Raw genomic sequence first — 19,511 nt, 5'->3', positions numbered from 1 at the left:
CTGCTAAAAAGCGGGTGTTATCTGGTTTTTAGCATGTCACTCTTACACTTGGTGTGTATTTAAGCGTCTTCTTGTGTAAGGTTTGTGCCTGCCAATGTGGGCCTGTTTTCGGCTGCGGCTGTTTTGTTCCAGAAAAATGTTAGCTCATGCTTGTTATGGGCCAGATGCGCCAGGCTGCCACCTGGAATGGCCTCAAACGCGGCCACAATTTCATGGTCTGTTTCACCCTGAAACTTCACCGTCAGCACAATGTTGTCTGTGTTGCCAGAGGCTATCCAGTTTTGTGTCAGCCGTAAAAGGCGCTGCGGGTAGGCAATGATGTCTGAAAACATCCAGTCCACGGCAGCAAGTTTTTCGGGTTCCAAACCAAAGGCGCTGGCTTGTTGGAAGGAGACACCCGGCGTGGCCGCCACTTTGGGGTCAAGCGGTGCGCGGTCAAACGCCGTAACCTGTGCACCAAGGTTGGCAATGGCCCATGTCCAACCGCCGGGCGTGGCGCCCAGATCATAACAACGTTCTTCAGGCGTGGGCCAGCGGCCAAGGCGCGTGCAGGCTTCCCACAATTTCAGATAGGCGCGGGAAGGTGGGCCGGTGCGGTTTTCTACAAACTGTGGCGCGCCATTTACAAATGGGCTGGTTTTGCGTGCAGAAAAAAGCAGTGTGTTGGTGTCCAGCAAAGTCCACGCGCCCAAGGGGCTTGTTGGTGGCAGCGTGGGAAACACCAGCGGGGCAGCCTTAACCGGGGGCAGCTTGTCTGTGATCAGCGCGGTACGCCGAAAGTGGTCGATAGTATACAGGCTCCAGTTCCGCTGAATGGCGCGCAGCGTATCTGCGGCATTGCGAATGGAGGTTATTTCTACCACTTGCGGATTGAGCCAGATATCCAGCGCCCAAGGGGAATACACAGGCTTGCTGCTGGAAAGAGCCAACCGGCCATGCCAGCGGTCAATAGTTACGCCGCGCCATGCCAGATCAGCTTCTAAAACGGATGTCAGCCCATCTGCGGCCAACCATGCGGTGCGAATGGTGCTCATGCCCGGCACATCCAGCCAACGGAAAGCAACAGCCAAGAAAGAATCAGCAAACTGCCACCTGTTGGGGCAACATGGGCTGCATGGTGGCCGGTAAAAGCTGTGTAATACACGCCCGCACAAAACAGCAGTGTGCCCAGCACCAGCCCACAGCCACCGGCCAGCAAGATACGGCCTGTCTGAGGTTTGGCTGTAAGACCCAGAGCAACAAGGGCAATGCCTTGCCACATCTGCATTTCCATGCCGCTATGGGCCATAACGCGGCCACCGGCAGCAAAGGCCGAATCTGGCAGATGGGCGGTAAGTGCGCCCATAACGGTGCCGGTAGCGGCCAAAAGGCCCCCGCATATGCGCCACAGGCGCGGAAGAAGAAGTGAAAAGGACATAAGTTCTGCTGTATAGGCGCAGCGGCCGTAATGGAAAACAGGAAAGGCAACATGCCCGGCCATTTCCTGCATGGGCCTTTATAAAGTGTGCGCCGCGTTGTGGCGGAACAGATGCAAAAATGAGAGCAGGAAAATCCAAAACATGAGCATCAGGCTGGACCGAATTGTGACGCGCGGTGGGGATGGAGGGCAGACATCTTTGGGCAATGGCGCGCGTGTTGCAAAAAGTAACGCACGGATAGAAGCACTGGGCACGCTGGATGAAGTAAACGCCATAACCGGCCTTGTGCGTGCCCACGCCCCGCAAGAGAGCGCCGTGGTGGGTCAACTGGCGGCCGTGCAGAACATGCTGTTCGATATGGGGGCAGATTTGTGCCAGCCAGAAGAAGGCCCAAAAGCAGCCCGTGCCAAGCGTATGCAGGAAAGTGCCGTTTTAAAGCTGGAAAAATGGGTGGAGCAGTTGCGCGCTGCCCAAAAGCCATTAACCAGTTTTGTGTTGCCCGGTGGTTCTGTTCCCGCAGCGTGGGCGCATCTGGCCCGTACACAGGCGCGTGCGGCAGAACGGCGTATGGTGGCGCTGGCTGAGAAAGAAACAATCAATCCTGTTCTGCTACAGATCATGAACAGGTTATCTGATTACTTTTTTGTTCTGGCGCGTCACTTTAATGCAGATGGGCAGACCGATCTGGTATGGATTCCTGAAAAATAAGAGAAAACCTTATGAAATCCCTGTCTTGTGCTTGAACATGGCAGGGAAGACATGATAATAGTAATCAGTAAGAACCAAAACACATTATAAAACGTGTGTAATAATTCTGTCTGTCCGTTTGTAATGTGTGCCCTCATGCCTGCTGTAACGCATCATGAAGGAGTGGCTGGAACCGTGTTGGGTATCGCGCGGGCAAATGCCAGAATATAACGGCTGATGGAATGTTTAAGAACTGTATCAACAGACCATTTTTCTTAAAGTGACTTCCAGATTTATGAACACAACATCTTTTATGCCACCCTTGGATGCCGATAGAGAACGGGATGAAGGGCTGGAAGAAGCCTCCATGCGCAATGCGCTGGAACGGCTTGGCGCATCTCATAAAGGGCGGGCTGCGCCGTCCGCTCCTCGTCCTGCGGCAGATGCCACAGGCAACAAGCGGCGGCGGTTTGTGCGTGATGGTGAAGTGCCGGTAGAAAAGCACTCTCTCGCCCGTATTACGCCCCGCACGGTTGCCGCCCCCCGCACCCCCACCACATCTCGCGCTGTTCATTTTTCTGAAGAAGAAAACAGCGAAGTTTCTCGTCTGCGCCGTTTGGTGGCGGAAGAAAAGCTGCGTGTGGAAGAAGTGGAGCGCCAGTTGGCAGAGGTGCAGGCCGCCCAGCGTGCTTTGCAAACCCAAAAAGGCCACGCTGATATGATGGTGCGTGAGCTGAAGGCCAAAGTGGCGGAGCAGGAAGCTGAACTGGCTGAATCTGGCCGTCAGCTGCGGGCTGCCCACCGTTTGGTAGCAGAGCGTGATGAAGAAATTACCAGCCTGAAACGGCAGGTAGAAGCCAAGCCGCGTGGCCGCCCGCGCCGCCAGTATGAACTGGCAAAAGAAGAAGTGGTTGAAGATGAACCACAGCCCGTAAAGTGGTGGAAGGACTAATATCCTGCTTCTGTTTGTAAAAAGACACTCTGCGTGAGAAATCCTCCTGTCACGCCAGCGTTGGTGTTGCTGGTGGCGGATATTGCCGTAGGGGTGGCCTGTGTGTTGCTGCCGCCTCTTGTTATGGGTTTTCTGGCCCTGTTGAAGGATATTTTTGGCGTGCTTATTCTGCCGTTCAGCTTTTTGTTTGGGCTGGCAGGGTGGTCATCCGATATGTCCTCTCTGGAAACCATGCAGGGCGGATTGGTGCCAGATATGATGGCCCATCCGTTCCGGGCCGCTTCTGCCGCTGCGTTGCTGGTGGTAGGGGGCGCGTGCTCTCTTATGGCGTGTGGCACGCCAGATGGCGCACGTATGGAGCGTAACCTGGCGCCGGTATTCACCTTTGCCGCCATGGTGCTGGTTGGGGTTGATCCGGGGCTTGTTGTGCTGCCTGCGTTTGTTTTGCAGCTTCTGGCGTTGCGTTATCCTGCTATGGATTTTTTAAAAATCCGCCGGTAATTCTGTAATCTGGAATATCTGTTCAAGTAATAAAAAGGGCGACCATTGAATTGGCCGCCCTTTTTATTTTGTAGAGTGTTATATTATTTTCAGGCTGCGGGAAAAATCTTGCCCGGGTTCATCAGGTTTTTGGGGTCCAGCGCATTTTTGATCCGGCGCATGGTTTCCAGCTCTGCACCGCCACGCCATTCGGGCATCATGTAGGTTTTAAGCTGCCCCACGCCGTGTTCGGCAGAAAAAGAACCCCCCAGTTTGCGCACAATAGCAGCCACAGTGTCCATCATGGCATGATCCTGCGCCAAAAATGCCTTGGGGTCTGCGCCTTCGGGCTGCACCAGATTGAAGTGGATGTTGCCATCTCCAATATGCCCAAACGGTGCTACCCGAATACCGGGAATAAGGGCTTCACACGCTTTGGTGGCTTCATCAATAAAGGTGGGAATAGCGGCCAACGGTACGGATACATCGTTTTTAACAGAGGCCCCGGCACGTTTCTGGGCTTCTGCATGTTCCTCACGGATCATCCATAGGCTCTGGCGTTGGGCTTCACTTTCTGCCAGCACGGCATCTGTTACCAAACCATCTTCCAGCGCGGTGCCCAGCACGTCTTCCATAAGGGAGCGCAGGCTGTCATCTCCACGTGGGCTTCCCAACTCTGCCAGCGCATAGGCGGGTGCGGGTTCGCTGAGTGGCAGTGGCGCGCCTTCAATCAGTTTGTTCACCAGCGCCATGCTTGTGCCGGACATGAACTCAAAAGCCTGAATGGCAGAAGGATCTTGCTTGCGGAAAGCGGCAAACAGATCCAGCGCACCCTTGGCATCCGCCACGGCACACAAAGCTGTCTCGCGCGAGCGGGGGGCTGGCTGAAGCTGAATAATGGCCTGCGTAATAATGCCCAGCGTGCCTTCAGACCCTACCAAAAGCTGCCGCAGGGCGTAGCCGGTGTTATCCTTGCGCAGCTTGCGCATCAGGTTCAGCACATTGCCATCGGGCAGCACGGCTTCCAGCCCTAATGCCAGTTCACGCGCATTGCCGTAGCGCACGGTGTTATTGCCACCTGCATTGGTGGCCAGAATACCCCCGATATCCGCAGAGCCTTCGGATGAAATGGAAAGCGGCAGCAGCAGCCCTTCCTTGGCGGCGGCATCCTGCGCGGCTTTAAGCGTTACGCCAGCTTCTACCGTCATGGTCAGATCAGCGTGGTCAATGTCATGAATGCGCGTCATGCGGGTGGTGGAAATCACCACAGCCTTGCCGGTGTTATCTGGCGTGGCGCCACCCACCATGCTGGTGTTGCCGCCTTGCGGCACCATGGGCACGTTGTGCTGGTTACACAAAGCCACGGCTTTTGCACATTCTTCCGTGTTGGCCGGGCGTAAAACGGCGGCGCATTTACCATGATAAAGCGCGCGCCAATCTATGCAGAACGGATCTACGTCTGAAGCCGCTGTCAGCAGGCCGGCAGGGCCCAAAAGCTGTAAAAGGGCATCATGCAGGGGTTGGGGAAGGGCGGCATTTTCAGACATGGGTGCGGGTTCCTGCAAAAGGGGTGAACACACAAAATAAAGAAAACATCAGTAAAGGTAACGGGCGTTTTCTGCCGCAGTATTGATGTGCGGTGAAAAAAAGGCGTGAAAAAGTTCGGTGCCTGCAATGCCAGCCAAAAGCCCGGCAATAGTGGCAATAACTATGGTTATCCGTCGCTGATACAGGCCAAAGTTTTGTATCTGCGCCATTTGGGCCTGCATTTCGGCACGGGCTTGCAGTGTAAGATACAGCTCAGATTTAAGAGTTTCATTCTGGGCAGTGGCGGTGCGCAGCTTGCGATCCAGAGAAACAATATTGTTTCTAAGCTCCTGCAACTGGGCGCGGTACGTTTCAGACATATCTGCCTGCGCCTTGCTGGCAGAAGCCCGGCTGTTGGCCCGTGTTTTGCTGGGACGTGCAGATTTTGCCTTTTCGGGGTCTTCTGCAATGGTCTGGAACAGGTTTTTAAGCGCGCCGCCGGTGGTGGCATTGCGTTTGGCCCGGTTACGCAAGGCTTCCAGTGCAGTGGCGGATTGGCCCGGCTGATCTTCCAGCACCAGCGCCAGAATATCCGAAAGGATTTTCAGTTCTTTAGGGTCAATATCGCTCATGCGGGCAAGTCTTCCGGGGGCAGGGCAGGGCGCGGTGCTGCCGCACGGTTCAGCCTATCCTGTATGGCAAGCCCAAGCCCATGCTGCGGAATGGGTTGTACCGCAATGCCACGCAAATGGTGGCTCTGGCCTTGTTTATCCAGCGTGCGCAGGCCGGCAAACAGGCGGGCGGCGGCTTCTTCCAGATTGCCACTTGCACTCAGGTTCCAGCTTATGGTGGCACCGCTGGGCTGTGTGTTGCCAAAGGCCAACAGGGCTTCATCTGGCGCAACGTCAACCGCATTGAGCCGCACGGGAAGGTGCGGTGCGTAATGTGAAAGCAGCCTGCCGGGAGATGCCGGGGCGGCATCTACCTCGGTTTCCGGCATAAAGATGGTGCCGCAAACGGCTTGCAGGGTTTCCAGCGTAATGCCGCCGGGGCGCAACAGGGTGGGGCGTTTAGGGTTGGAAATATCCAGCACGGTGCTTTCCACACCAACTTGGCAGGGGCCACTATCCAGCACGGCATCAATACGGCCATCCAGTTCCTCCAACACATGCGCGGCATCAGAGGGGCTGATGCGGCCCGAACGGTTGGCAGAAGGTGCTGCAATGGGGCGTTGCACCAGCTTGAGCAACGCCTGCACGGTTTCTCCCTTAGGCACGCGCACAGCCAAGGTGGGCAGGCCATCGGCGGCCAGATCGCTTACCGTGCTGTGGGGTGCGCGGGGCAGAATAAGCGTAAGCGGGCCGGGCCAAAATGCATTTGCCAGTTTATGTGCAAGCGGGTTGGCAACAACCTGAGTGAAGGCGGCCTGTGCATCTGCAAAGTGGCTGATAAGCGGGTTAAAGCGCGGGCGGTTTTTGGCTTCAAAAATCCGGGCCACGGTTTTGGGGTGCGTGGCATCTCCGCCAAGGCCGTAAACAGTTTCTGTTCCAAACGCCACCAGGCCACCTTCGCGCAGAATGCGGGCAGCTGTTTGAAGGCCAGAGGAGGAGGCATCCAGAAGGTTGGTCATACTTCTCTGTAATGGCGGCAACAGGGGCAGCCTGTTTGCTGCATTGGCCAGCCTTTGCACAAGGTTGGCCAAAGTGCAGCGTAATGGGTTTACAGCGTTCCGGTACAGACAAACGGCGGATTTTTCCAGCCTGTTTTACCATAAACCAGCGGAGAACCGTCCAGCAGCGTAATATTTCCGCCAGCGGCTTCCACAATCGCCTGCGGGGCTGCGGTATCCCATTCCATGGTGGGGCCAAGGCGTGGGTAAAGGTCCACCAGCCCTTCGGCCACGCGGGCAAATTTTACGGCAGAGCCAATATTGCCCAGCTTGGCTACAGGGCGGCCGTTCAGATAGTCTGCCAGACGTTTGTCATCTGCATGGTGGCGGGATGCCAGAACAGTCAGCCCTTCTGCAGGTGCCTTGCGTACATGAATGGGCTGCGTGCCGTTTTTATCCGTGCGGTGCGCGCCCAAGCCTACGCCACCTGTATAAAGCTGATGGTAGGCGGGCAGTGCCATAGCCCCCAGCACCGGGCGGCCATCGCGCACTAGCCCGATATTTACGGTAAAGTCATCACGTCCGGCGGCAAATTCACGCGTGCCGTCCAGCGGGTCTACCAGCCAATAGGCGGGGGCTACGGCGGTTTGTTTGCCAGCGGCCACTTCTTCTTCCGCAATAACGGGAATATCCGGTGTTGCTGCGCGCAGGCCGCGCAGAATATGCGCTTCTGCGGCGTGGTCTGCCTCCGTTACGGGGGAAGAATCGGTTTTGGTTATGGTTTCAAAGCCGCGCGCACGGATTGTACGAATAATTTCAGCAGCTTCATCGGCCAGTCTGGCGGCAAGGGCCAGAAGGTCGGCATCGGTATGGCTTGTCATGGTGGCTAGCATACGCCAGCACGCGGGCTGCGTCATGCCTACAATTGCAAGCGCATGTCATGCTCTCGCGGGCTTCCTATTGCCAAGCCGCCGGGGGAGACGTACGCAGGAAGGATGAGTTTACAGAAAGGGCAGTAAACACCATGCTTCAGATCAAGTTTTCTTCCGCTTCGCTGCCAGCAGGTGGCGCTCTGGCCATTTTGGTGCCGGAAGGGGAAAAACGCTCTGCCATTTTTCAGCAAGCCGATAAAGCCACCAATGGCGCGCTTACCCGCGCAGCCAAAGCGGATGATTTTACAGGCAAGGAAGGCACCGCCTGCGTTGTGCTGGCACCATCCGATGCGTTTGAACGCGTTGTGCTGATTGGCATTGGCAAGCTGGAAGCCGTAGATGCCTGGGCCGCAGAAAAGGCCGGTGGCGCTGCGGTATCTCGCCTGGGCCGTGATGAGCAGGCAACTTTGGCTGTGGGTGATCTGTCCGGCGTGCTGGCAGCACATGCTGCATTGGGTGCCGTGCTGGGGGCTTACCACTTTGGCCTGTATCATGGTGCGCCAGAAGCCAGCAAAAACCATCGCTTGGCTGAACTTTCTGTTCTGACAGACCACGTGGACGGCGCAGAAGAAGCATGGCCATCCCTTTCCGCCGTGGCACGTGGTGTGGTGCTGACGCGTGATTTGGTGACCGAACCCGCAAATGTGCTGAATCCGGTAGAATTTGCAGAACGCGCCACCACCTTGAAGAGCTTGGGGCTGGAAGTGGAAGTGCTGGACCGCGCTGCCATGGAAAAGCTGGGCTTTGGCGCGCTGCTTGGCGTGGCACAGGGCAGTGCGAACGAACCGCGCACTGTGATCCTGCGCTGGAATGGTGCCGCCAACAAGGATGAAGCCCCGCTGGCCTTTATTGGCAAAGGCGTGACGTTCGATTCCGGTGGTATCTCCATCAAACCTGCCGCGGGCATGGAAGACATGAAGTGGGATATGGCTGGTGCCGCTACGGTAACTGGCCTGCTTACAGCACTGGCTGGGCGTAAGGCCAAGGTTAACGCCGTTGGTGTTGTGGGGCTGGTGGAAAACATGGTGTCTGGTACCGCCCAGCGCCCCGGCGATGTGGTGCGCAGTGCCTCTGGCCAGACCATTGAAGTGCTGAACACCGATGCCGAAGGCCGCTTGGTGCTGGCAGATATTCTCTGGTATGCGCGTGAACGCTTTGCACCGCAGATTATGGTGGATCTGGCAACGCTTACGGGTGCCATTATCATCAGCCTTGGGCACGAATATGCGGGCCTGTTCTCTAATAACGATCAGCTTGCCGCGGGCCTTGCAGATGCTGGCGCGTTTGCGGGTGAAAAGCTGTGGCGTATGCCCATGGGCAAGGAATATGATGCCCTGCTGAAATCCGACATTGCGGATATGAAAAACATCAGCGGTGGCCGCGCAGGTGGTTCTATTACCGCAGCGCAGTTCCTCAAGCGCTTTGTGGGTGAAACACCTTGGGCGCATCTGGATATTGCCGGTGTGGCTTGGGCATCCAAGGCACAAAATGGCCAGCCCAAAGGTGCAACTGGCTTTGGTGTGCGTCTGCTCGACCGCTTTGTGCGTGATGGCTACGAATACGAACCCAAAGACTGAACCCGCTGTAATTTAAAGCAGTTGGTATAAGATCAAAGGCTGGAAGAGCGTTGCGGTAGGTTTACCGGGCGCGGTTCCAGCCTTTTTCTTCCTGCCGCCAGTAAGCCAGTTCATGCCCTGCGGCTTTGGCGGCACTCCAGCGGGTGCGTGCGGCGGCAACGGCTTCCTCATCATGCCCGTCAAACAGGTCAAACACCCGTTCAAAATCCGCCAGATCGGGAAAGCTGCGGTTTTCCAGCAAAAACAGAAAGCGCGCGTTATTGGGGGTATCTTCCCCCATGCTCAGCCAGATAGGTTGCAGATCCGGGCAGGCAATGCCTTCGCGCCCATGTGGCAGCCATGTTGGGGTTGTCACTTTCCACAAGGCTTTGTCCAGATCATCCAGCATGGGTTTGCTGGCGCACCACACAGCGGCTTTTTGCCCGCTGGCCAGTGTGCGGGCCAGCAGTTTGGGCAGGGCCTCGGTCACGCTTGTGCGCGTAAGGTGGTAAAAACCAATCTGAGTCATACGTGTTAGTATATCCAGCCTTACCTGCGGGCAGAAGGCTGATTGAACGCGTTTAGAAAATTAACAGGCAGATAAGCCGCCTGTTTGGCAAAGGAGAACCGGCGCAATGGCAAAAACAGTAACGCTGGCCGATGGCACTGTTCTGCCCGCTTTGGGGGTAGGTACGTGGAATATGGGTGAAGAACCCGCCCGTTGGCCAGAGGAAGTGGAAAGCCTGCGCTATGCCGTATTAAACGGCGTGCAGGTGGTGGATACAGCCGAAATGTACGGCAATGGCCGCTCCGAAAGTGTGGTGGGAGAGGCCATTTATCCTTACCGCAAAAAGGTTTTTCTGGTTACCAAAGTCTTACCTTCAAACGCATCTTCCCAAGGTGTGGCGGAAAGTTGCCGGAAGTCTTTGCGCCGTTTGGGAACGGATTGGATAGACCTGTACCTTCTGCACTGGCGTGGCGGTGTGCCGTTGGGCGAAACGGTAGATGCCTTTCGCAAGCTGCAACAGGAAGGTTTGATCCGCCATTGGGGTGTTTCAAACTTTGATACAGACGATGTGTATGAACTGGATGGATGTTCCCGCATTGGGGAATGTGTTGCCAACCAGGTATTGTACAATCTGGAACATCGCGGCGTGGAATATGATCTGTTGAAAACGGATTATCGCCGCAAAATTGTGACCATGGCTTATTCTCCCATCGGGCAGGGGCAGGAACTGCTCAAAAGCCCTGTTCTGGCAGATATTGCCAGCAGGCACAGCACAGCGCTTGGCCCGGCCACACCGGCACAAATTGCGCTGGCATGGGTGCTGCGCCAGAACAATGTGCTGGCTATTCCCAAAGCGGCCTCGCACGAGCACATGAAGCAGAATCTGGCTGCGCGAGACCTTGAACTGACAGAGCAGGATCTGGCCCAGTTGGATGCAGCGTTTCCGCCGCCTACCAAAAAGACACCGCTGGATATGATCTAAAAAGCGGGCAGGGGGTTATTTGCCCCCGTTGCCGTCCTCCCATTTGGGGCGGCGGCCAATGCGGATGGTCAGGGTTATGGGCTGATTATTGCGCAGCACGTTCAACTGCGCATCCAGCCCCGGCTTGGCGGATGCCACGGCGCGTATCATGGCGCGGGCGGTTTCTACATGCTCGTTATTCATACCCACAATGATATCACCCTTTTTCAGCCCGCCTTTGGCAGCGGGGCCGTTGCGGTCCACCTCTGTTACCTGCGTGCCGTTATGGGTCATGATATCTTCTAGTGTGGCACCCAGCCATCCACGCTCGATATGCCCGGCCTGCCGTAGCGTTTCCACAATGGGGATGACAATTTCGGAGGGGATGGAAAACCCAAGCCCCACAGAGCCACCGGTGGGGGAAACAATGGCGGTGTTAAGCGCCACCACCTGCCCGGCAAGGTTAAACGTGGGGCCGCCGGAATTGCCGGGGTTTATGGGGGCATCCAGTTGCAGAAAATCATCAAACGGACTGGTGCCGATATCGCGCCCGCGGGCGGAAACAATGCCTGCGGTTACGGATGACCCCAAGCCAAAGGGGTTGCCTGCAGCCATAATCCAGTCCCCCACCTGCACCAGCCTGCTATCCCCCCATGTTACGTAGGGGAGAGGCTGTGGGGAGCTGATTTTTATAACGGCAATATCCGTTAGGTTATCTATGCCGGCCAGTGTGGCTGTAAATTCCTTACCACTGGCAAGGGCCACGGTAATTTTGTCTGCATCTTCCACCACGTGGCCATTGGTAACAATGGTGCCTTCGGGGTCTACAATAAAGCCCGAACCCGCCCCAAGCAGCTCATCCCGATGGCGGCGCATGCGTTCGCGGTAACGCTTTTCTAGCGGGGTGCCTTTAACGGTAGATGGCAGCTTATGTTTGGCGCTGGTATCCGAATCTCGCGTAACAGAAATATTCACCACAGCGGGCACAACCTTGCGCACCAAAGGCGCAAAGCTGATAGGCCCGCCAGAAACCAGCGGCACTGCGGGCTCAAATGTCGGGAGAGATGCAGCCTGTGCCAAATGGTGCGCGCCTGTTTCCTGAAGGGAAAAGCAGGCTACGGCCAGTGCGGGCAGGTTCCGTAGAAGCGTCTTCATGGAAATGGCAATAAAGCTCCAGACATTACAAACTTGTGGCCCGGATTATCTGCTTTATGCAACCGGCTATACGGGTTTGCCCTTGATCTGGTACGTTTTTATGGCGCGAGGGTGTTGTTTGCGCCACGTCCATAGGCCTCAGCTGCGTTTGGCGCGTGGGCGTGCTGGGGCCAGTGCCGGGTTTTCTGGCCATTCATGCTTGGGGTAACGCCCCCGCATATCGCGCCGCATGTCTGCCCAGCCACCTTGCCAAAACCCAGCCAGATCCGCCGTAATGGCCTGAGGCCGCCCTGCGGGAGAAAGCAGCGCCAGCCGCAACGGCACGCGCCCTCCGGCAAGTTTGGGTGTTCCCGCTGTGCCATAAAAGGCTTGGGCACGAGCCGAGGCCACAGGCACGGGCTGCGTATAATCCACCTCCGCCACACCGCCGGGGAAGGGCAGAGAGGTCGGCAGTTCCTTATCCAGCCAGCTTGTGCGGGCGTAACCCAGGTAAGTGCGCAGTAGGCTGAGGATGTCCAGCTCCCGCAATGCAGTGATGGATGTGCAGCCTTCAACATATGGGGTCAGCCATTCATCCATACAGCCAGTAAGGGCTGAGGAGGAAAAATCGGGCCAGGCTTCTTCCATGCCGGTGTCACCGGGCAGGGTGCGGGCCAGTTCCACACGGGCTTGAAGCTGCCGCACGGCGTCTGACCAGTTGAGCGTGGTTTCCGGCGCCTCCTTGGCCTGTGCCAGCAGAAGTGGGCCTGCATCTTCCGGTTTTACTTTTTCTGTGCGGTCGCGCAGCACAAGGCAGCCAATGCGGGTGCGCCTGCGGGCCATGATGTTGCCCGATACGGGGTCTAGCGTGGTTTCAACCTGTTCACGCGTGCGCTCCAGCAGGGCTGGGGGCAGGGCGTTGCTATCCAACGGGGCCGCCATGCGTATTTCGGCAGCGGTGCGCAGATGCAGGCCCGCCACCGCCAGCAGCTTGTGTTTTGCCAGCCCATCATCTCGGCGCAGGCGGGCATTGCTGCCATTGGCCATGCGGTAACTGCCCATATCCCCCCGGCACAGGGCAATACGATCAGGAAAGCCTGCGGCCAGAAGGGCTGCGGCATCACCCGCGGCCGGGTGGCGCGCCTTCAACCCCATACGTGTGCGAAAACGGGCCGCTGCCTGCCGAATGCGGGCCAAGGCACCACGGTCTGCCTGCGGGTTGTTATCTTCCCCCGCAATCAGATCCAGCCGGAGGGTAATATCTGCAGGCGGAATGGGCGCCGGCCCACCACGCCCGGCAGCGCGTGGGCGCAGGGGGTCTCGTTCTTCCAGCAGGGCAGCAAGATCTGCGGCCAGCGCGGCTTCCTCGGCAGTGCGGGCGGCCAACATCATGGCGGCAAGGCGTGGGTGCGTGCCCAGATCGGCCATGCTGCGGCCCAGTTTTGTAATCTGGCCCGCATCATCCAGCGCGCCTAACAGAATCAACAATTCCTTTGCGGCGGCTACCGCGCTGCCGGGGGGCTGATCTGGCAGCGGAAGCGGCGTATCGGCTGAACCCACCGTATCGGCCCACAAGGCGGTTGCCAGCACAAAATCAGACAAATCGGCTTCCAGAATTTCTGGCCTGTCATGTTGTGGCAAGGCGCGCTCGGTATGGGCAGACCACAGGCAATACGCAATACCCGGAGCCTCTCGCCCAGCGCGGCCTGCACGTTGCCGTGCGGCGGCCTTGGAAATACGCACCGTATCTAGTCGGGAAAGCCCAGCCCCGGCATCAAACCTTGGCACACGGCGGAAACCGCAATCCACCACAACGCGCACGCCGGGCACGGTCAGAGATGTTTCGGCTATGGAGGTTGCCAGAATAACCCGCCGTTCCCCTTCATTTCCGGGGCGCAGTACGCGGGCCTGTTCTGCCGGGTGCAGTTCACCATGCAGGGGCAGCACTGTAGCGGGCACGCCATCCAAAAGCTGCATCACACGGCGGATTTCTCCCGTGCCGGGCAGAAAGGTGAGAATATCGCCTTCTGTTTCCGCCAGAGCCTGCCGCACGCCTGTTGCTGTGGCGGTGGCAATATCGCGCAGGCTGGGGATATCGTGCTTGGCATGGTGGACGGTAAGCGGGAACATCCGCCCTTCGCTTGTCAGCACAGGGGCGTGCATCAGCGCGGCAAGGCGTTCTGTTTCTGCCGTGGCGGACATGGCCACAAGGCGCAGATCAGGCCGCAGGGTGCGTTGCAGATCCAGGCAGAAAGCCAGCGCCAGATCTGCATCTAATGAGCGTTCGTGTATTTCATCCAGAATAACGCAGGCCACGCCTTCCAGCATGGGGTCACCCAGCAGGCGGCGCAGGAACAGGCCTTCTGTTAGCACCTCAATACGGGTGCGGTCAGAAACAGCAGATTCCAGCCGGGTGCGGAACCCAACAAAACCGCCAACATCTTCCCCCATGAGCGATGCAATGCGCTGTGCTGCGGCACGTGCGGCCAACCTGCGCGGTTCCAGCATGATAATTTTATCAGATGGTGCGCGCCATGCCGCAGCCGCCAGCACGGGCGGCACAGATGTGGTTTTACCTGCACCGGGTGGGGCCACCAGAATGGCGGATGCCGGATGATCTGTGGTGGGAGGATGAGCCAGCACCGCGCAAAGTTCTGGCAGTACATCCTGCACAGGCAGACCCTGCGCAATGGAAAACGGGTTCAGGCTGGGGGCAGAAGCACTCATGCCCTGCTTTATGGCGGCCCCACCGCCGCAGTGCAATGTTGTGCAGCAGTGGGGGCCGTATGAGCTAGGTAGTTAAGGTGCTGTGTTGAGCGTAACAGCTTTATTGCGGCTGAGACGGCAGCTTGAGATACCCCGGTTTGGGAGACGTTGCTTTTGTAGAGGCGGAGCTTGAGGACGAATCATCATCCTCACCTGCCGGGAAGATGGCGTTGGGCTCACTGTCCTGCGCTTTGGGGGCTGCGGCAGGTTTGGCTTCCGTTGTGCCAGTGGTGGACGGCGTTGCTGCATCGGTAGAGGGCGCAACAACAGGGGCATTTTCCGGCACTGTTACGGGGGATGTAGCCTGCCCGGTTTTAGCCGCCGAAACGGGGGAAAGTGCCTCTTGCGTAGCTGCGGCACCAGCACCGGCGGTCGCACCCGTAGCGGCAACTGGTGAGCCATCAGATGTGAGAGGTTGGGCCTGAATGGCACCATCTACGGGCATGCCCCCCGCATCCACCAGCCATTTACCAAGAGAGCGATGCACCTGCGTGTCCAGCTCGGTATTGATGCTGTCCATCATCCCTTTGGTCACGTTGTACAGATTGGCTTGGCTTTCTGTATCTTCCGTGGGGTCTGGGTGCAGGCTTTGGGTGGCGTGGGCTTCTGTATGTGCGGTTTTGCTGCCATCGGGGTTTAGAATATCCAGATGCACATCTATCTGGCCCTGTAGCGTGCCGCCGGGTTCATGCAGGATAGAGGCCCGATCAATTACAAACTGGGCGGAATTGGCGCTGGTAATGCCCCCTTTGGCGGCCAGCCTGTCCTGCACCATCTGGCGCAGGGCCTGCACGGGCGGGGTGGGGGATTTATAGCCGATATCGCCCGCAACCGGGTGGGTTACGGTGTTATCCACCAGTGTCAGGGTGTTTACGTTAAGGTTGATCTGGCTGAGGTTATCATACCGCAGTGGTGCAAACTGCGTGGGCTGCTTCTGATCCGCGCAGCCTGCCAGCAGGGCAGGGAACAGCAGCGCGGCTGTTAGGCCAGAAAGGCGCATGCGGGAAAACAGCATCATGGCGCAAAACCTCTTGTGAACTTTATCCGACATTCTAAAAAATGCCTGCCCCGTGGCAGATACCTTATACCAGCAGGCCTTAAGATATTGCGCTTAGGGCTCTGCTGGCAAACTTTGCGGCTATATTTACTGTTTTACTGCGCCTGTGTGGCAATGTTTTTGCGTGCAAAGCGAAAATCAACATTACAGAATTCGCACGTCATCACGATGTTTCCATCATCTTGGCACATGTGGTCCAGATCATCCTTGGGGAAGGTTTCCAGCACATTGGCCAACCGCGCGCGGGAGCAACGGCACCCAAAGGCCAAAGCCCGTGGCTGGCTGACATGCAGGTCTTCTTCATGGAAAAGCCGGTGCAAAAGCTGCAATGTGGGCAGGTTGTCGTCCAGCAGTTCCTTGGTGGAAAGTGTGCCGGCCAGAATGGTGGCGGTTTCCCAGCTAGCTTCTGCGGCTTCATCTTCCACCACGTGGCTGCCGCCTTCACCCGCAATGCGTTCCAGTATCAGGCCACCTGCGCGCCAGCCGGCATCTGTCATCTGGCAGGCCAGCATAATCCAGCAGGCGTGCTGCTCACTGCTGGCAAAGTAATGCATGGCCATTGCAGACAGATCATCCCCTGCAATTTCCACAATACCCTGATGGCGGTCCATCTCCGCGCCTTGGTCCACCGTAAGGGCCATATAGCCGTTGCCCAGCAGTTCGCGGTCTGTGGGTTTGGGTGTTTCAGCCAGCAGGGTTTCCAGCGCCTCATCATCCGTGCGGGCGTAAAAGCGTAGCGCGCCGGTGTTGGTGCAATCTGCCACCAGCATGGAAACAGGGCCATCGCCCTTGATCTGAAGTGAAAAAGAGCCAGAAAACTTCAGCGCTGAAGCCAAAGCCGCTACCAGCGCCAAGGCCTTGCCAGCAAGGCGGGTAACCGGGGCTGGGTGATCATGCCGTGTAAGCAGCGTATCGGCCAGCACGCCCAAACGCACCAACCGGCCACGCACGGGCCGACCAGCCAGATAAAAAGGTGTTACACCACCGGGTACTACCAAATCGGGCACATCTGGGCGGTCACGGTCAAGAAAAGCGGGTTTTTCCATGGGAATTTAAGTTTGTCCTGAGTCCATCAAGAATACGGGAATATCAAGAACGTGCGCCTGACGCGTGCGGACTCTGGGGATGCTTTTCAGGCGGACAAAAAAGTAAGATGGAAAGCAGGGGAGATTACGCCCCTGCGGAAATATCCAGTTCCAGCTTTTCCAGCTTCTGTTCAAGGGCGCGGCCGGTTTCTGAATCCATGTTCAAACCGTCCTTAAGCGCAACAAGCAGCCCCTTGCGGCAGGCATCGTGCTCGCTATCCAGATCTTCCGTACGGCCACAGCCTGCCAGACAATCCAGATAGGCATTACGGAACGGTGCCAGCTTATCTGCCGGGAACGGCAACGTAGCCAGAATAGCATCCAGACTGCTTTCCACCCAGCCGGGGGTGGCGGGTGTATCTTCGGTAGATGTCATGGAAACCGTTCTGTCTGTGCCGCTCATGTGCTTATTCCTTGCCGAAAGAGGTCCAGTTTGAGCCACCCATTGTCCATGCCAGCACGCCTTTCTGGGCATGAAGGCGGTTTTCCGCCTCATCAAACACCACAGAATGCGGGCCTTCAAACACGTCCTTGGTTACTTCTTCCCCTATATGGGCAGGCAGGCAGTGCATGAACAGGGCATCTGGCGCAGCAAGGGCCATTAAATCTGCATTTACGCGGTAGGGTTCCAGCTTGCTCATGCGGGTGGCGGCTTCCTTGGGGGAATCAGACATGCTGATCCATGTATCCGTCACCACGCAATCGGCGCCTTTTACGGCGGCTTTTGGGTCTACCGTCCATTCCACATCACCGCCTTCGGCACGGGCCCAGTCCAGCACATCCTGCGGGGGCTTCATGTCTGCGGGGGTGGCGGCACGCAGGGCAAAGCCAAAACGCACGGCTCCTTCAATAAGGGAGACAAGCACGTTGTTGCCATCGCCCGTCCACGCACAGGTGCGGCCACGCACAGGGCCACGGTGTTCCTCAAACGTCATGATATCGGCCAGAATCTGCACCGGATGAGAATGAGGGGTAAGGCCATTGATAACGGGCACCGTGCTCCACTGTGCCAGTTCGTGCATGGTTTTTGTGTTGCCGGTGCGCAGCATAATGGCATCTACAAAGCGGGAGAGCACGCGGGCTGTATCGGCAATGCTTTCACCACGGCCAATCTGCATTTCCTGAGGGCTGAGCACCACGGCATCCCCCCCAAGCTGGCGAATACCCACTTCAAAAGAAACACGAGTGCGGGTGGAAGGCTTGGAAAGGATAAGCCCCAACTGCCGCCCGGCCAACGGCTGGCGCGGGTGCAGCGGAAACCGACGGTTCTGCTGCATGCGCTTCATGCTGGCGGCTACATCCAGAATCTGGCGCAGGGTTGCGGCATCCAGATCTTTCAGATCCAGAAAATGGCGTGGCGTTGCCAAGGAAGAAGAGGGCAGGGCAGTGGTCATGTTGGCGGCGCTCACGCTGTTGGCTCCAGAACTGTCTTGTTGTTATGATTTTTTCTGAGTGTGCTGACAGCCTGCACCAGCATGGCCACAGCTTTGCGGCATTCTTCTTCGGAAACAGTAAGGGGCGGCACAAGGCGCAGCACGTTATCACCTGCTGTTACGCACAACAGGCCTTCATTTTGCGCAGCACTCTGCACATCACCCACTGTGGGCACGCAGCGCAGGCCTATCAGCAGGCCAAGGCCACGGCGCTGGGCAAAAATATCCGGCGCATCGGCCACAAGGCTGTCCAGCAGTTCATCCAGCAGGGCAGCGCGGGTGCAAACCTGATCTAAAAAGCCGGGGGCCAGAATAACATCCAGCACAGCGTTACCAGCCGCGCAGGCCAGCGGGTTGCCGCCAAATGTGGTGCCGTGCGTGCCCGGTGTCATGCCCTTGGCAATGGTTTCTGTGGTGAGGATGGCCCCAATGGGGAAGCCCCCGCCCAAACCTTTGGCCGTGCTGACAATATCGGGCTTGATGCCAGCCCATTCATGCGCAAACAGGCGGCCCGTGCGGCCAACGCCACACTGTACCTCATCCAGCGCCAGCAGCACGCCGGTTTCATCGCACAGCGCGCGCAGGGCACGCAGATATTCCGGGCTGGCCACCTTAATGCCGCTTTCACCCTGAATGGGCTCCAGCATAACGGCTGCCGTGTTGGGGGTAATGGCGGCTTTTACGGCTTCAATGTCGTTAAAAGGCACGTGCAGAAAGCCTTTTACGGGCTCACCAAAGCCTTCCAGATATTTGGGGTTGCCTGTGGCGGAAAGCATGGCCAGCGTGCGGCCATGAAAAGCCCCATCCATGCAGATAATGTCTGTGCGTTCGGGGTGGCCAGCCATCATCTGGGCGCGGCGGGCCATCTTGACCATGCCTTCGTTGGCTTCTGCGCCGGAATTGCAGAAGAACACGCTATCGGCAAAGGAGTTTTCAACCAGCCTGCGTGCCAGCTTTTCCGCCTGCGGAATCTGGAACAGGTTGGATACGTGCATGACCTTGGCGGCCTGCGTGCTTACAGCTTCCACCATCTTGGGGTGTGCGTGGCCAATGGAGCACGTGGCAATGCCCGCAGCAAAGTCCAGGAATCGTCGCCCGTCCGACGTTTGCAGCCAGGAGCCTTCTCCCCGCTCAAAGGCGAGATCAGCGCGCTTGTATGTCGGCATCAGGGCAGAAATCATGGAATCTGGTCTTTGTGTTGGCGGTTGTTGAACCTGCATGGTGAGAAGTGGAATGCAGAACGAAAAACGCCCGCTGCCTTGATATAAGGTGAGCGGGCGGCCCGTATTGCGGGCGTATCATGGCCTTTTGTGCAGATTAAAGTCAAATATTCTGTGTGAAAAAATTCTGCATACGCAACATGCGCGGCATGGCCCGTTGCGTATTTTCCTGCACGCAAGGAGTGG

Annotated in this window: 19 protein-coding genes; 5 read left to right on the top strand and 14 right to left on the bottom strand. The window is 57.5% G+C overall.

Annotation, left to right across the window (positions count from 1 at the left end; translation table 11 throughout):
* Positions 1 to 59: 59 nt before the first annotated feature.
* Together ABNV41_RS07635 and ABNV41_RS07630 are read right to left on the bottom strand one after the other, a co-directional pair.
* The gene (locus ABNV41_RS07635; protein ID WP_087651435.1) at positions 60 to 1,034 is read right to left on the bottom strand and encodes an SAM-dependent methyltransferase; all 975 of its coding nucleotides are present in this window, start codon (positions 1,032 to 1,034) and stop codon (positions 60 to 62) included.
* Positions 1,031 to 1,489, bottom strand: coding sequence for a DUF423 domain-containing protein (locus tag ABNV41_RS07630; protein ID WP_080986761.1), 459 nt, complete (start codon positions 1,487 to 1,489; stop codon positions 1,031 to 1,033). Before ABNV41_RS07630 ends, ABNV41_RS07635 begins: the two co-directional genes overlap by 4 nt.
* Positions 1,490 to 1,559: 70 nt before the next feature.
* On the opposite strand from ABNV41_RS07630, the gene ABNV41_RS07625 reads away from it, so the two are divergent.
* The 3 genes from ABNV41_RS07625 (at position 1,560) to ABNV41_RS07615 (ending at position 3,558) form a co-directional block, all read left to right on the top strand.
* Positions 1,560 to 2,126, top strand: coding sequence for a cob(I)yrinic acid a,c-diamide adenosyltransferase (locus tag ABNV41_RS07625; protein ID WP_050819429.1), 567 nt, complete (start codon positions 1,560 to 1,562; stop codon positions 2,124 to 2,126).
* 274 nt (positions 2,127 to 2,400) lie between these two features.
* On the top strand, positions 2,401 to 3,057 hold the full coding sequence (locus ABNV41_RS07620; protein ID WP_050819430.1) for a hypothetical protein: 657 nt from the start codon (positions 2,401 to 2,403) through the stop codon (positions 3,055 to 3,057).
* A 33-nt stretch (positions 3,058 to 3,090) separates the two neighbouring features.
* A complete protein-coding gene (locus tag ABNV41_RS07615) occupies positions 3,091 to 3,558 on the top strand; it encodes a hypothetical protein (RefSeq protein WP_003628451.1) in 468 nt (155 codons plus the stop codon).
* A gap of 89 nt (positions 3,559 to 3,647) precedes the next feature.
* On the opposite strand, the gene ABNV41_RS07610 is transcribed toward ABNV41_RS07615, so the two are convergent.
* The 4 genes from ABNV41_RS07610 to cysQ all read right to left on the bottom strand — a co-directional run bounded on the left by ABNV41_RS07610 (position 3,648) and on the right by cysQ (position 7,554).
* On the bottom strand, positions 3,648 to 5,117 hold the full coding sequence (locus ABNV41_RS07610; RefSeq protein ID WP_349934522.1) for an FAD-binding oxidoreductase: 1,470 nt from the start codon (positions 5,115 to 5,117) through the stop codon (positions 3,648 to 3,650).
* 15 nt (positions 5,118 to 5,132) lie between these two features.
* On the bottom strand, positions 5,133 to 5,696 hold the full coding sequence (locus ABNV41_RS07605; RefSeq protein ID WP_050819432.1) for a hypothetical protein: 564 nt from the start codon (positions 5,694 to 5,696) through the stop codon (positions 5,133 to 5,135).
* Positions 5,693 to 6,694, bottom strand: coding sequence for an L-threonylcarbamoyladenylate synthase (locus tag ABNV41_RS07600; protein ID WP_050820363.1), 1,002 nt, complete (start codon positions 6,692 to 6,694; stop codon positions 5,693 to 5,695). The genes ABNV41_RS07605 and ABNV41_RS07600 overlap by 4 nt, the downstream gene beginning before the upstream one ends.
* 89 nt (positions 6,695 to 6,783) lie before the next feature.
* Complete coding sequence (gene cysQ / locus ABNV41_RS07595; RefSeq protein WP_012812650.1) at positions 6,784 to 7,554, bottom strand: 3'(2'),5'-bisphosphate nucleotidase CysQ; 771 nt, start codon at positions 7,552 to 7,554, stop codon at positions 6,784 to 6,786.
* A gap of 143 nt (positions 7,555 to 7,697) precedes the next feature.
* Here cysQ and ABNV41_RS07590 point away from each other — a divergent pair, with 143 nt between their 5' ends.
* Positions 7,698 to 9,182, top strand: a complete 1,485-nt coding sequence (locus ABNV41_RS07590; protein ID WP_050819433.1) for a leucyl aminopeptidase — start codon at positions 7,698 to 7,700, stop codon at positions 9,180 to 9,182.
* Between the two features lie 61 nt (positions 9,183 to 9,243).
* Here the strand turns inward: ABNV41_RS07590 and ABNV41_RS07585 are convergent, their stop codons facing one another.
* Positions 9,244 to 9,690 (bottom strand): DNA polymerase III subunit chi, encoded by a 447-nt coding sequence (locus ABNV41_RS07585; RefSeq protein WP_050819434.1) that lies wholly within the window; start codon positions 9,688 to 9,690, stop codon positions 9,244 to 9,246.
* Between the two features lie 106 nt (positions 9,691 to 9,796).
* Between ABNV41_RS07585 and ABNV41_RS07580 the strand changes: the two genes are divergently transcribed.
* Positions 9,797 to 10,651 (top strand): aldo/keto reductase, encoded by an 855-nt coding sequence (locus tag ABNV41_RS07580; RefSeq protein ID WP_050819435.1) that lies wholly within the window; start codon positions 9,797 to 9,799, stop codon positions 10,649 to 10,651.
* Positions 10,652 to 10,666: 15 nt separating this feature from the next.
* On the opposite strand, the gene ABNV41_RS07575 is transcribed toward ABNV41_RS07580, so the two are convergent.
* From ABNV41_RS07575 to ABNV41_RS07545, 7 genes are all read right to left on the bottom strand, one after another.
* Complete coding sequence (locus ABNV41_RS07575; protein ID WP_050819436.1) at positions 10,667 to 11,785, bottom strand: S1C family serine protease; 1,119 nt, start codon at positions 11,783 to 11,785, stop codon at positions 10,667 to 10,669.
* Between the two features lie 138 nt (positions 11,786 to 11,923).
* Positions 11,924 to 14,491 (bottom strand): ATP-dependent helicase HrpB, encoded by a 2,568-nt coding sequence (gene hrpB / locus ABNV41_RS07570; protein WP_349934521.1) that lies wholly within the window; start codon positions 14,489 to 14,491, stop codon positions 11,924 to 11,926.
* A gap of 100 nt (positions 14,492 to 14,591) precedes the next feature.
* Positions 14,592 to 15,581 (bottom strand): hypothetical protein, encoded by a 990-nt coding sequence (locus tag ABNV41_RS07565; RefSeq protein ID WP_230844484.1) that lies wholly within the window; start codon positions 15,579 to 15,581, stop codon positions 14,592 to 14,594.
* A 101-nt stretch (positions 15,582 to 15,682) separates the two neighbouring features.
* Positions 15,683 to 16,633, bottom strand: a complete 951-nt coding sequence (locus ABNV41_RS07560) for an Hsp33 family molecular chaperone HslO (protein ID WP_050819439.1) — start codon at positions 16,631 to 16,633, stop codon at positions 15,683 to 15,685.
* Between the two features lie 124 nt (positions 16,634 to 16,757).
* On the bottom strand, positions 16,758 to 17,075 hold the full coding sequence (locus ABNV41_RS07555) for a hypothetical protein (protein WP_050819440.1): 318 nt from the start codon (positions 17,073 to 17,075) through the stop codon (positions 16,758 to 16,760).
* Between the two features lie 4 nt (positions 17,076 to 17,079).
* Positions 17,080 to 18,066 (bottom strand): ornithine carbamoyltransferase, encoded by a 987-nt coding sequence (gene argF / locus ABNV41_RS07550; protein ID WP_349935099.1) that lies wholly within the window; start codon positions 18,064 to 18,066, stop codon positions 17,080 to 17,082.
* 11 nt (positions 18,067 to 18,077) lie between these two features.
* Complete coding sequence (locus ABNV41_RS07545; RefSeq protein WP_197687353.1) at positions 18,078 to 19,325, bottom strand: aspartate aminotransferase family protein; 1,248 nt, start codon at positions 19,323 to 19,325, stop codon at positions 18,078 to 18,080.
* Between the last annotated feature and the right edge of the window lie 186 nt (positions 19,326 to 19,511).

This window comes from Acetobacter sp. A11-2, from assembly GCF_040208445.1.
Taxonomy (GTDB): Bacteria; Pseudomonadota; Alphaproteobacteria; order Acetobacterales; family Acetobacteraceae; genus Acetobacter; species Acetobacter oryzoeni.
This window is presented reverse-complemented; position numbering and strand designations above follow the sequence as displayed.

Coding starts and splice junctions, on each gene's coding strand:
- argF (WP_349935099.1), bottom strand. CDS start 18,066: ATGACCACTGCCCTGCCCTCTTCTTCCTTGGCAACGCCACGCCATTTT.
- ABNV41_RS07625 (WP_050819429.1), top strand. CDS start 1,560: ATGAGCATCAGGCTGGACCGAATTGTGACGCGCGGTGGGGATGGAGGG.
- ABNV41_RS07590 (WP_050819433.1), top strand. CDS start 7,698: ATGCTTCAGATCAAGTTTTCTTCCGCTTCGCTGCCAGCAGGTGGCGCT.
- ABNV41_RS07605 (WP_050819432.1), bottom strand. CDS start 5,696: ATGAGCGATATTGACCCTAAAGAACTGAAAATCCTTTCGGATATTCTG.
- ABNV41_RS07560 (WP_050819439.1), bottom strand. CDS start 16,633: ATGGAAAAACCCGCTTTTCTTGACCGTGACCGCCCAGATGTGCCCGAT.
- ABNV41_RS07575 (WP_050819436.1), bottom strand. CDS start 11,785: ATGAAGACGCTTCTACGGAACCTGCCCGCACTGGCCGTAGCCTGCTTT.
- hrpB (WP_349934521.1), bottom strand. CDS start 14,491: ATGAGTGCTTCTGCCCCCAGCCTGAACCCGTTTTCCATTGCGCAGGGT.
- ABNV41_RS07565 (WP_230844484.1), bottom strand. CDS start 15,581: ATGTCGGATAAAGTTCACAAGAGGTTTTGCGCCATGATGCTGTTTTCC.
- ABNV41_RS07585 (WP_050819434.1), bottom strand. CDS start 9,690: ATGACTCAGATTGGTTTTTACCACCTTACGCGCACAAGCGTGACCGAG.
- ABNV41_RS07545 (WP_197687353.1), bottom strand. CDS start 19,325: ATGCAGGTTCAACAACCGCCAACACAAAGACCAGATTCCATGATTTCT.
- ABNV41_RS07635 (WP_087651435.1), bottom strand. CDS start 1,034: ATGAGCACCATTCGCACCGCATGGTTGGCCGCAGATGGGCTGACATCC.
- cysQ (WP_012812650.1), bottom strand. CDS start 7,554: ATGACAAGCCATACCGATGCCGACCTTCTGGCCCTTGCCGCCAGACTG.
- ABNV41_RS07555 (WP_050819440.1), bottom strand. CDS start 17,075: ATGAGCGGCACAGACAGAACGGTTTCCATGACATCTACCGAAGATACA.
- ABNV41_RS07580 (WP_050819435.1), top strand. CDS start 9,797: ATGGCAAAAACAGTAACGCTGGCCGATGGCACTGTTCTGCCCGCTTTG.
- ABNV41_RS07620 (WP_050819430.1), top strand. CDS start 2,401: ATGAACACAACATCTTTTATGCCACCCTTGGATGCCGATAGAGAACGG.
- ABNV41_RS07600 (WP_050820363.1), bottom strand. CDS start 6,694: ATGACCAACCTTCTGGATGCCTCCTCCTCTGGCCTTCAAACAGCTGCC.
- ABNV41_RS07630 (WP_080986761.1), bottom strand. CDS start 1,489: ATGCAGGAAATGGCCGGGCATGTTGCCTTTCCTGTTTTCCATTACGGC.